The sequence below is a fragment of the Streptomyces sp. NPDC057963 genome, from assembly GCF_042887155.1.
GTDB lineage: Bacteria > Actinomycetota > Actinomycetes > Streptomycetales > Streptomycetaceae > Streptomyces.
On sequence record NZ_JBHVPX010000053.1, the window covers coordinates 1 to 12,545 of the forward strand.

Consider the following 12,545-nt stretch of genomic DNA (forward strand, 5'->3'; position numbering starts at 1 on the left):
ACCCGCGCCGCGTACGCACACGCCAGATCCGCAGTCAACGGCCCCATCGACCACCCATCCGCAGCAATATGATGCAACACCAACACCAACACCGACTCGAGATCCCCGTACGGGACCACCGCGGCATGCACCGGCGGATCAACCGCGAGGTCGAACACGTGCGTGCTCTCCCTTGCCACCATGGCATCAGCCTGCTCAGCAGCGCACTCGAGCCACGACGCCGTCAGTGAGCCCGGACCGCCCGGGAGTATCCGCTGAACAGGCTCTCCGTCCACCGTGGGGAACACCGTGCGCAGCGCCTCGTGCCGGTCCACCACATCGGACAGCGCGGCATCGAGCGCCTCCCGGTCCAGCCGGCCCCGGATCCGCGTCACCAGCGGCACCGTGTACGTCGAGCTCGGGCCTTCGACCCGGTGCAGGAACCACAGCCGCCGCTGCGCCGGAGACAGCGGCAGGAGTGCTCCGGGCCACGGCTCGATTCGGGTCGGCCGCGCACGGGAGCCTGTCGATGCCGTGTCGAGAAAGGCCCCGACTCCGGCAACGGTCGGCGCGTCGAACAGCGTCTGCACAGCGAGGTCGGCCCCGAGCAGGGTGCGAATCCGGTTGATCAACCGGGTGGCAAGCAGGGAATGGCCGCCCAGTTCGAAGAAGTTGTCGTGCACCCCGACCTGCGCGACACCGAGGACGTCGGCGAACACCCCGCAGAGAATCTCCTCGGCAGGTGTACGTGGGGCGCGAGAGCCGGCGCGAGCAGCGAAGTCGGCCTGGGGCAGGGCCCGTTTGTCCAGCTTTCCATTGGTGGTCATGGGCATGTGGTCGACCACGACGAACGCGCTGGGAACCATGTGGGCCGGTAGCAGCCTCCGCAGGTGGGCTTTGGCGGAGGCGACGAGCTCGGCCTCCTCCAGACGTCGCAGCGGATTGTTGGTGTACGAGTGCGGCGCCGACGACTGGTCGCGTGGTACGTACAGCTGGTCCACTGGAGCAGGTTGTGCCGGATCGTGGAACAGCGCGTCCATGCTGCCGTCGTCGGCGCTGCCCGCCCAGGTGGTGAGAACCGCGAAGCCGAAGGACTCGCCCAGGGCGTGCAGTTCTTCGGGATCGGGCGTGGTGCCCGGAGCAGTCAGCAGAACGGCGGCTTCGGCAGGCGAGGCGCCGGCATCCAGTGCCCGGCGCGCGCTGATCTCCCCGTGCAGCCGACCGTTGGGTATCCCGAGCACGCGGACCGGCGTGACGGGACCGGCGGCCAGAACTGCCGCGAGCTGATCGAGCGTGCTGATCTCGGTGCCCCAGCGCAGTTCATGGTGAGCAGGCTCAGCGATTGCCGCGACGGGGCCCCGGCGCAGTACCACGTCATAGCGGTGACGGGTCAACTCATTATGGAATGTGCCGCGTTGCAACTGTATATCCACGGCGTGGATGCGAGGGTCGGTGCGACGGATCGCGGCGAACATGTCCGGGTCGACCAGCAGTTCCTTCTCTCCTGCTGTGAGTTGGTCGACCGTACGTGCGATCGATGCCGGATCGGCCGGCAGTTCCGTGGCGGTCAGCGCGATCGCCGTGTGCAGGGTTCGCATCAGGCGCAGGTTGCGCAGATCGCCCAGGAACAGCCGGCCGCCCGGCGCCAACAGCCCGAGAGCGGCGCGGATGACGCCGACCAGGTACTCGGCACCGGGGAAGTACTGCGCCACCGAGTTGACGACCACGGTGTCGAAGTACTCCTGTGGCAGGTCATCGAGTTCGTGCGCGCCGGCGGCGTGCAGCCGCACCCGGCCGGCCAGTTCCGGGATCTGTGCCACCTTCCCGGACAGGTGGGCCACAACCACAGGGGACAAGTCGGTGCCCCAGTACTCCTGGCAATGCGGCGCGGTGCGGGACATGATCAGGCCGGTGCCGACCCCGATCTCGAGTACCCGCGCGGGCTGGGCCTCGAGGATCCGGTCCACTGTGGCCTGACGCCACTCGCGCATCTCCTCGTCGCCCATGGGTTCCCCGGTATAGCTGCTGGTCCACCCGGAGAAGACATCGTCGAGACCCTGGTCGTCGATGGTGCCGTAGTGGGCGTCGCTGACCTCGCGCCACTCGTCGACCTGCTGTCCGGCGCGATCGGTCTCAGCACCGGAATCACCGTCGGGTACGAGGTAGGCCACCAGTCGCTTGTCCCCGCGGTCGTCCTGCTGGACGAGTACCGCGGCGCGATCCACCCCTGCCACCTCGGCGAGCGCGACCTCCACCTCGCTGGGCTCGATCCGGAACCCGCGGACCTTCACCTGGTCGTCGGTGCGGCCCACATATTCGAGGCGGCCCTGATGGTTCCAGCGCACCAGATCGCCGGTGCGGTACATGCGCTCGCCGGGCGCGCCGAACGGGTTCGCCACGAACCGTTCCGCGGTCAGACCCCGGCGGTTGAGGTATCCCCGCGCGAGTCCGGGGCCGGCTACGTAGAGTTCCCCGGCGAACCCGGGTGGCAGTGGGCGCAGTGCCTCGTCGAGCACGAACACACGAGTGGCCTCGATCGGCCCGCCCACCGTGACCGGCTCCCCGGCCGCGAGTGAACCGCTGGCCGCGGACACCGTGGTTTCGGTGGGGCCGTAGGAGTTGATCAGCCGATGCTTTTCCGACCACCGGTCGACCAGCGCCGGTGTGCAGGCCTCGCTGGCGGTGATGAGGGTGGCCCCCGCCGGGAACGCCTCGGTCGGCAGGGCCGAAAGCAGGGACGGCGTGACGGTCGCGTGTGTGATGTCCCCGGCGGTGCTGCCTCCGGTCAGTAGCGCCTCGGGATCGCCGACTACGAGGGTGCCGCCGCTCAACAGGGCCATCATGATTTCCCAGACGGAGCCGTCGAAGGCGATGGAGGCGAGTTGCAGCACGCGGTGGCTGGCGTCGGAGCTGACATAGCGGCGGTGCCGGTGCACCAAGCGGGACAGGCCGGTATGCGCCAGTCCGACACCCTTCGGCGTACCGGTGGAGCCGGACGTGTAGATCACGTATGCCAGCTGGGTGTGATGTCTGGGCGCCGAGTGTTCCTCGTCTTCGAGATCGCCGGCCGGATAGCCGGATACGTCCACATCGGCGAGCACCACCTGGTTCCCGCCGGGCAGCCGGGCGGCTTTGTCCACCAGGGTCAGCAGCGGCTGGGTGTCATCGAGCACGAACTGCTTGCGCGGCAAGGGGTACGCGGGGTCGACAGGGACGTAGGTTCCGCCCGCCTTGGTGATCGCGAGCAGCGCTACCACCAGGTCGATGCCGCGGCCCATCGATACCACCACCGGCACGTCCGGGCCGACCCCGCGGCCGATCAGGAACCGCGTCATGCGGTTCGCTCGCTGGTTCAGCTCGTGGTAGGTGACCTGTTGCGAGCCGTGCTCGACCGCAATCGTGTCGGGGTGCTGGGATGCCTGCTCTTCGAACAGTTGATGCAGTAGACGAGGTTCGACGTCAGGCAGGCCATGCCATTCGCCCAATACACTGTGGCGCTCGTCGGGATGGAGCAGGTCCAGCCGCGCCAGCGGCTCGTCGGGTGAGTCGACCAGCCGCGGGAGTATGGTCGCCAGGCGGGCCCCCACGCTATGGACGCTCGGTCCGGCCAGGCCACCGCCGTGCAGGTCCATGCGTCCGGGCCGGTCCGGGCGCAGCACGCCCACCAGCGTGTGACGCCCCCGCTCCACCACCTCACCGGTAGTGATGAGGACATCGGTGAGCACGATGCCGTCCGCGGTCACGGGCGGCGCGGATGCCTCGTGTCCTTGGATCCGGCGACGCTGCGCGCGCAGCGCGGCCAGGACGTCCGCAAAGCTCATGTCCGGGCCGGGCGTCAGTACCAAGGGGACTGCGCCGGCCGTGCCGTCGATCAGGTCGACGACCACCGTGCGTTGACCGAGCAGGGCACCGAGTACGATGCCGAGCGCGGCGGACACGACCGACGCGGGTGTGCAGCCGATCAGCTCGCCCAACTCCGCAAGCCCTTCGGGCACGTTCACGCCGGCGATGTCGTGATCACCGTCGGGAACCGGACTCAGCCGCGAGACCAGTGTGGGCTCGGCGACCGGAGTCAGCTCGGCGCGCCAGACCTCGACACCGTCCTGCTGTTCGACAGCGGGCACCGGCGCGGATGCCGATGTCGCGGATCCTGGGACGAGACCGATCGCGGTGTCGCGCTTGGTATGGGCAGCGCTCGACATGCACTCTCCTGGTCTGGCTACGGGAACGGGAGTCCGCAACGCGATGTGCCCGATGGGAGAGCGAGCAGGGGCGTGCTGTCGCAGGGCGCCCAATGCGGCGGACGATCCAGACAGTAGGGACGTAGCGCCGGGCCTCCAAGAGTTTGCAGTGTTATGACAACTAGCTGACACCCGGAGTGCGGTGCCGGCCGCCCGGCATTCTGCGGCCCCCGCGGGAGGCAGGAGTAACCGTCACCTTCCTGACGGTTCGCTTCCGGCTCCACGCAAGGTCCGCAACTTTGCGGGAATGTGGTCGCGTCGATGACCTCTCAAGACGAAGTCTCGTCGGTTCTCCAGTTCTTCTACTCCGCCGGGACCGGTGTGTGCCGTGGGTCCGGAGCCGCAGACCCTGAGGAGGGTGGCCGATGTCCGAGAGCGACGCACGCGATGGTGGAGGCGAGGCGGTGACGACCGAGAAACGGAGCGACCCGGTTCCGCTGCGCCGGAACCGGGGCTTTCAGCTGCTCTGGACCGGTTCGGCGTTCTCGACGCTCGGACTGGAGACCGCCGATATGGCGTTTCCGCTGCTCGTGCTGGCTGTCACCCGGTCGCCTGCGGCTGCGGGAATAGCCGGCGCGGTGCAGATGACCACCGCCCTTGTGCTGGGATTGCCGGCCGGTGAACTGGCCGACCGTTTCGACCGGCGGACGCTGCTGCTCGTCGTGGAGTCGTTGCGCGCGGTTGCCATTGGCAGCATCGTCCTGGCGCAGGTGACGCACCACCTTGTGCTGGTCCATCTGCTGGCCGTCGCCCTGGTCATGGGTGCGATGCGACCGCTCAGCGCCACCGCACGGATGCTGCTGCTCCGCTCGGTAGTGCCGTCTGAGCAGTTGACTGCCGCACTGACCAGGGAAGAGGTCAGGATCAGTGGTGCCTCGCTGGCCGGCCCTCCACTCGGCGGCATGCTGTTCGCCCTTGGGCGTGTGGTGCCGTTCCTGGTGACCACACTGACTTTTGTGGTGTCGATCTCCTGTGTGTCGCTGATGCGACCGCAGGCCGGCGCGGACAAGGCATTCAAGGCCGACGGGGCCGACGAGGCCGGCAGGATGCGTCCGGATGTTTCCTCGGCTGTGCGCCGGATGCTCAGCGGAGCAGTGGTCATGTGGCGGAACCCATTGCTGCGCAGGACCACTTTGTTCACCGCTGTAATGAATGCGGCCAGTGCACCGGTGGTGTTGATAGTTGTGGTACAACTGCAACACCAGGGAATTTCCTCGGGGTTGATCGGTGTGGCGACTGCGGGTCTGGCGCTCGGTGGGCTCGCCGGTGCCGCGCTCGTCACACGGTTGCACCGGCTTTCCCCGGCCACGCTGATGCTCGGACAGGCCGGTTCGGTGGCCGTTCTGCTCTGTCTGCTCGGCCTCTCACCGGGCCCGTGGTGGGCTGCTGCCGTGCTGTTCCTGCTCATGCTCGGTGTCCCGGCGATGCGGGTACTGGTCGACATCGTGATGTTCCGTCAGGTTCCGGACGAGCAGCGTGGCCGCGTGGTCGCGGCAGTGATGACCCTGTGGGGTCTGGGAGCCGCTGCGGGCACGCTGCTCGTCGGGGTCCTGCTCGACTTCATGTCGCCGCTGGCCATACTGATCGCCATCGCGGCTGCGCTCGGCATGGTGTTTTGCCTCGGACTGGCCAGCGGGGCGTTTCGCGCAATGGCATGGCCCACCGAGGCGGCGGCATCAGATCACTGAATCAACTCGCTCATCGGCGACAACCGTCGTCCGATGTCGGTCAGGCCCAGTTGGGAGACTCGCATGCCTGCCTCGAATCTGGATGTCACATCGAGGGTCTTGAGAATGTTCGCGACATAGCGTCGGTAGGTGCGAACGGAGACCCGCATCTGCCGTGCGGCGCACTCGTCCTTCATCCCCGTGCACAGCTTCTCCAGAACCTCGGCGAGTGGGCTCGGCCGCAGCAGAACCGGAACCGCCCGGCTGACCAGCCTGAAATCCACGGCCAGGTCTCGGAGGCCGTCGTGCATTCGGTGCAGGGCCCGAACCGTTTCCGGCGACCGGACCACCAGGCCCTGCTTCGGGCAGGTGGGGGAGGTGTGCAACAAGGCGGAATCGGCGCCCACCACAGCAATGGTCGGCAAGCTTCGTGGTAGCAGCCGCACATCGGCGCCGGCGCCGACCAGCACGGCCAGCCGCTGTAAGTCCGGACTTCGTAGCGCCGCAAGATCGTGGTGCAAAATAGTCAGCTGGTGACCGCGGGCGAGTACCTCCCGGCAGAGCAGATCCACTGGATCGGCCCCCATCTGGTGTGCGATGTCGTCGAGAGACCCGCAGATGACCTGGACCGGCAGACTCCGTTCCGACCCGCTCCTCATGAGTCGGCTCAGCAGCATGGGGAATTGGCTGGGTTCCACTGATGTCGCGGACGTGAATCGCTCGCGCCGGGAGGTTATCAAGGCATTGAGCAGGAGAAGGCGTGCGCCTTCGATCGCAGACTCGATTTCGGACGTGCCCGAGTTCTCCGACCCGCGCACGCCCAACGGTCTCGGCCGCTCGGGAAGGACGACCGGATTTGATTCGTCTAATAGCATCTCATCAACCCTTCCGTGTTTCTTAATTAATTCCTTGCAGCCACATCTCTTTCTTGCGACCTTATGCCGGACGGTCGCCGACGTGAGGTGGAGGTCACTGTAACCTGAACCCGCTCCGGCGTGGAGGAACTCTGAGTGGATGCTTGGGCCTGGGGTTTCATGGTGACTCGTCGATGTTTTTGTGGCTGATGGGTGGAATGTTCACTATTTCCACCGTGCGGGCAGCACTGGGCGTATGGGGTGAATCTGCTCAGCGGCGGTCATCGGGTGCGATGGTCGGCGTACGAGCCCGGCGTGGCCGCTCGTCCCCGACCGGCCCGGCACGCAGCCGATGAGTCCGGCAGTCCGATTGTCCACTTCCTGTAAACACGCTGTGGAGACATGTGCCGCGGGATCTGCTAAACACCCCTGCCCGGCACGCCGTAAGCCAGCTACCTGACAGGTGCGAGTTCTTGTGGTCGCTTGCCTGGGCGCGGGCGCGGCTTTTAGGCTGTCGCCAGATTTTGTTCCGCTTCCTCCTGCATTATTTCTTTCCTTATCGCCTCGTCGCTGAGAGACTGCCCCGATCGCCAAGGAGATGAATTGATGAATCCGTTCGACGATGACAGCGGACTTTTTAAAGTTCTGGTCAACGATGAGGGTCAGCACTCGCTATGGCCGTCGTTCGCGGACGTCCCCCAAGGGTGGCGAGTGATGCTCGATGACACATCCCGTGCTGACTGCATCGACTACGTGGAAAGCAATTGGACCGATATGCGTCCGGCCAGCCTGATCCAAGCCATGAATCGGGCCGAGCACGAGCCGTCGGTCGGCTCACCGGCTTCATGAACACGGACACCGAGGCCCTCACCACGACCACGTCCGGACCGGCCGCGACGATGATGCTGGAGGACCTTCACGGCTCGCTGGGCCATCCACTGGCCGAGTCGATGAACTTCCTCAACGAGGTTGCCCAGCGGTACCCGGACGCGATCTCGTTCGCAGCCGGCCGGCCCACCGAGCAGTTCTTCGGCATCGACGCGGTACACCGCTACCTCGACAGGTTCCGCGAGCATCTGCTGGCCGTGTTCGACGGCGACGAAGTGCAAGTCCACCGCGAGATCATGCAGTACGGCCGGACCAAGGGCATTATCCACGACCTGATCGCGCGCAACCTGATGGTCGACGAGAACATGAAGGTGGACCCGGAATCGATCGTTGTCACCGTCGGCTGCCAGGAGGCGCTGTTCCTGACACTGCGCGTGCTGCGACGTACCTCTGACGACGTCATGCTCGCGGTGAGTCCGAGCTATGTCGGCGCGGTGGGAGCGGCACAGTTGGTGGACATGCCGGTGCTGCCCGTGGCCAGTTCCTCGGAGGGTATCGACTTCGATGATCTGGTGCGCCAGCTCGACATGGCGGCTGCCACGGGCCGACGGGTGCGAGCTCTTTACGTGGTCGCTGATTTCGCCAACCCCTCGGGCGTGAGTCTGGACCTCGACGCGCGCCTGCGCTTGTTGCGGCTGGCTGCTGAGCACGATTTCCTCCTGCTGGAGGACAATCCGTACGGGCTGTTCACCGCGGACGGCGAACCGGGCCCGCCGACGCTCAAGGCGCTCGACTCCGAGCGGCGAGTCGTCTATCTCGGCTCATTCAGCAAGACCGCTCTGCCCGGCGCGCGGGTCGGCTATGTCGTGGCCGACCAGAGAGTCTCGGCGGCGGACGGCCGAGAAGAACTTCTCGCCGACCAACTCGGCCGCATCAAGAGCATGCTCACGGTCAACACCTCACCATTGGCGCAGGCGGTGATCGGCGGCAAGCTGCTGGAGCACGACTTCAGCCTGCGCGCCGGAAACGTCCGCGAGCAGCGGACCTACCGTGACAATCTGCTGCAGATGCTGGACGGACTGCGCGACAGATTCCCACCTGGTCGGTATCCCGAGGTCACTTGGAACGTGCCCACCGGCGGGTTCTTTCTCGTTCTCACCGTGCCCTTTGCGGTGGACGACCACGTGCTCGAGCACTCCGCACGGGCGCACCAAGTGCTGTGGACCCCGATGCACCACTTCTACGGGGACGGCGTACCGGTCAAGCAGATCAGGCTGTCGGTCAGCCATGTCACTCCCGCTGAGCTCGACGCCGGGCTGGACAACCTCGCGGCCTTCCTCCGCGAGTACCGCGATCACTGACCCATTGCCTCAAGTCAGCGCGAGGCCGTAGGAGAGGGTTGTCATGTATCCGCTGTCGCCGGCGCAACGCCGATTGTGGTTCGCACACCGGCTTGAGGGGCCGAGCGCGACATACAACATCCCAGTGGTGACATGCCTGCGCGGTGACCTCGATCTGTCCGCACTGCAGGCGTCGTTGAGGGATGTGATCGACCGGCACGAGGTACTGCGCACCGTCTACACGGAGCAGGACGGCGAGCCGGTCCAGGTGGTGCTGCCCCCCGCGCAGTCGCAGGTTCGCATCGGCACCACCTGGTGCTCGGCCGGTGATGCCGGTCGTGTCGTGGCCCAGCAGAGCCGGCACGCGTTCGATCTCGCCGCTGACCTTCCTGTGCACGCGCACGTGGTGCGCACCGGCGACCTCGACGCGTTCTTTGTGCTGGTGCTGCACCACATCGCCGCGGACGGCTGGTCCATAGGGCCGTTGGCCACCGACCTGGCGCATGCGTACAAGGCTCGGACCGCCGGTCACGCGCCGACATGGGAGCCGCTACCGGTTCAGTACGCGGATTACACGTTGTGGCACCACGAGTTGCTGGGAGAGACGTCCGATCCGGACAGCGAGATATCCCGCCAGCTCGGCTACTGGCGCGAGACACTGGCCGGGATGGTCGAGGAACTCCCGCTGCCGAGGGATCGCTTGCGCCCGGCCCGCCCCACGTTTCGGGGCGACTCGGTGACCTTCCACATCGAGACGAGCGCGATCGAACGGCTGCGAGAGGTCGCCCGGGCCCATCACGCCACCATGTTCATGGTGGTGCAAGCGGCGCTCGCGGCCTGCCTGACCCGCTTGGGGGGCGGCACCGATATTCCGCTGGGAACGGTTGCCGCGGGCCGTACGGAGGAGGCGCTCGACGACCTGGTCGGCTTCTTCGTCAACACCCTTGTGCTGCGCACCGACACCTCGGGCAACCCCACTTTCGAGGAGTTGCTCGAAAGGGCCCGGCACACTGCTCTGTCGGCATACGCACACCAGGACGTCCCCTTCGACCGCCTGGTGGAAGACCTGCAGCCGGCCAGGTCTCCGGCCTCCCACCCGCTGTTCCAGATCCTGCTGACGTCGGCAGCGGGTGGACAGGAGTGCCTTGCGCTGCCCGGGTTGGAGTGCACGCCGGCGGCGACCGGCCTGGACATTGCGAAGTTCGACCTCGACGTCGCCGCGGTCGAACTGCCCGAGGGGCTCGACATCGTGGTCGGCTATGCCGCCGACATTTTCGACCACGACACAGTGCGGTTGCTGGGTGAACGGCTGGTCCGCATGCTCACCGCGGTCGCCGACGACCCGGCAGCGCGGATCAACGATGTCGAACTGCTGACCGCCACGGAAAGGGAGCAGCTGGGGCGGTGGGGCCGCAACCAGGCAGACGCGGGTCCGGCCACGGTGATCGACGCTTTCACGGCAAGTGCCGACGCCGAGGCCGGTGCCACAGCCATCGTGCACGGCGGCACGGTCCTGACCCGGACCGAACTGGATGACCGGTCGACCCGGCTGGCCGCTGGGCTGGTGGCGCGTGGAGTCGAGCCGGGGACCGTAGTGGCTGTGATGCTGCCGCGGTCCGCGGACACGGTCGTAGCGCTGCTCGGCGTGCTCAAGGCAGGCTGTGTCCACCTCACCATCGATCCGACGGCACCGGTCGACCGCACTCGGTGGATGCTGGCGGACAGCGGGGCCGCCGTCGTGCTGACCGACGCCGCGAGCCGGGATCCCGGCACATGTCCGGCGCCGGCGCTGACACTCGACGAGGTGGTCAGCTCAGCCGGAAGCGTACGGGCCATAGCCCCTTCTCCCACGGATGCCGCCTACACGATCTACACCTCGGGATCGACCGGGCGCCCCAAAGGCGTTCTGGTGCCGCACAGCGCGTTGGCCAACCTGCTCCAGCACCATGTGACCAGCACGCTGCCGCCCGTAGCCGACGGTGGGAGGCTGCGCGTGGGGCTGACCGCGGCCATGGCGTTCGACGCGTCATGGGATCCGCTTCTGTGGATGATCGCCGGCCATGAACTGCACCTGATAGACGACGACACCCGCCGCGATCCGGCCATGCTGGTCCAACATGTGAGGGACGCACGCCTGGACGTGCTGAGCACCACACCCTCATTCGCCGGACCGCTGATTGAGGCCGGACTGTTCGACGGTGAGCAGCGCCCGCGTATGTTCGTGGTGGGCGGCGAGGCGGTGGGCGACGACCTGTGGTCGCAACTGTCCGAGCTGCGTGGCGTAGTGGCGTACGACTTCTACGGGCCGACCGAGACGACGGTCACCGCCACCTTCGCCCGGATCGACGGCACCGGGCCCCATATCGGTGGACCGATCCAGAACGCCCGTCTGCAAGTGCTCGACCCGGCACTGCGGCCGGTGCCGCCGGGCGTGGTGGGCGAGTTGTATGTGGGAGGCCCCGGCGTCGCCCTCGGCTATGTCGGCCTGCCGGCCGCGACTGCGACCCGGTTCGTCGCCGCCCCGTTCGGTCGACCGGGCGAACGTCGGTACCGCACCGGTGACCTGGTGAGGTACCGACCGGACGGCGCGTTGGAGTATGTCGGGCGTGCCGACGACCAGGTCAAGATCCGCGGTTTCCGGATCGAACCGGGTGAGGTGGAAGCGGCGCTGGCCGCAGTGGACGGCGTCGATCAAGCCGTAGTGGTCGGGCGCGAGGACCGGGCCGGCGACCGGCGGCTCGTCGGCTACGTCACCGGCGCGGTCGACCCGGACAAGGTGCGGAGCGCGCTCACCGAGCGGTTGCCCGAATACCTTCTCCCGTCCGCCGTCGTGGTGCTGGATGCCCTGCCGCTGACCCCGCACGGGAAGCTCGATCGTGCTGCCCTGCCGATGCCTGACCGCACGGCCACCGGTCGGGGCGCGCGCACTCCGCGTGAAGAAATGCTGTGCGGGCTGTTCGCCGAAGTGCTCGGTGTCACCGAGGTGGGCATCGATGACGGATTCTTCGAGTTGGGCGGCCATTCCCTGCTGGCCGTCAAACTGGTGAACCGGATCCGGGCCGTGCTCGGCCTCACGGTCGATCTGCGTTCCGTGTTCGAGCACCCGACCGTGGCCGGGATCGGCCGGTCCGCGCGGGCCGGTGATCCCGGAGACCGCCCCGTGGTGTCGGTTCGTTCGCGTCCCGCCCAGCTTCCGCTGTCTCCCGCGCAACGTCGGCTGTGGTTCCTGCACCAGGTCGACGGCACTGCCGCGACCTACAACATGTACCTGGTGACCAGGATGTCCGGGCAGGCCGATCCGAGTGCCCTGTCGGCCGCGCTGTCCGATGTGGTCGACCGGCACGAGGCGCTGCGCACGGTGTTCCCCACCGTGGACGGGGAGCCTGTACAGCATGTACTGATGCCACGCCGGGTCTCTGTCACGACCACCTCCTGTGCGCCCTGCGACGCCGACCGGATCATTGCTGAGCACTGCCACCATCAGTTCGACCTCGCCACCGACATCCCGATCCACGCGCATCTCGTGGTGACCCCAGAGGATTCGGTGTTGGTGTTGGTGTTGCATCATATTGCTGCGGATGGGTGGTCGATGGGGCCGTTGACTGCGGATCTGGCGTGTGCGTACGCGGCGCGGGT

At 67.0% G+C, this 12,545-nt stretch carries 6 protein-coding genes; 4 read left to right on the plus strand and 2 right to left on the minus strand.

The window, feature by feature from the left end:
• A partial coding sequence (locus ACFVT1_RS40570) for an amino acid adenylation domain-containing protein (RefSeq protein WP_389805711.1) occupies positions 1-4,181 on the minus strand: 4,181 nt, incomplete at its 3' end.
• 404 nt (positions 4,182-4,585) lie between these two features.
• Here ACFVT1_RS40570 and ACFVT1_RS40575 point away from each other — a divergent pair.
• Positions 4,586-5,908 carry an MFS transporter gene (locus ACFVT1_RS40575; RefSeq protein WP_389805714.1) on the plus strand — a complete coding sequence of 441 codons (1,323 nt, stop codon included), beginning with the start codon at positions 4,586-4,588 and terminating at the stop codon, positions 5,906-5,908.
• On the opposite strand, the gene ACFVT1_RS40580 is transcribed toward ACFVT1_RS40575, so the two are convergent.
• Positions 5,902-6,705 (minus strand): hypothetical protein, encoded by an 804-nt coding sequence (locus ACFVT1_RS40580; protein WP_389805717.1) that lies wholly within the window; start codon positions 6,703-6,705, stop codon positions 5,902-5,904. The two genes, ACFVT1_RS40575 and ACFVT1_RS40580, sit on opposite strands and share 7 nt — an antisense overlap.
• 639 nt (positions 6,706-7,344) lie before the next feature.
• On the opposite strand from ACFVT1_RS40580, the gene ACFVT1_RS40585 reads away from it, so the two are divergent.
• The 3 genes from ACFVT1_RS40585 to ACFVT1_RS40595 form a co-directional block, all read left to right on the plus strand.
• Positions 7,345-7,590, plus strand: a complete 246-nt coding sequence (locus ACFVT1_RS40585; RefSeq protein ID WP_362212638.1) for an MbtH family protein — start codon at positions 7,345-7,347, stop codon at positions 7,588-7,590.
• A 50-nt stretch (positions 7,591-7,640) separates the two neighbouring features.
• Positions 7,641-8,930 carry a PLP-dependent aminotransferase family protein gene (locus tag ACFVT1_RS40590; RefSeq protein WP_389805720.1) on the plus strand — a complete coding sequence of 430 codons (1,290 nt, stop codon included), beginning with the start codon at positions 7,641-7,643 and terminating at the stop codon, positions 8,928-8,930.
• 43 nt (positions 8,931-8,973) lie between these two features.
• On the plus strand, positions 8,974-12,545 hold a 3,572-nt coding region (locus ACFVT1_RS40595), incomplete at its 3' end, for an amino acid adenylation domain-containing protein (protein WP_389805721.1).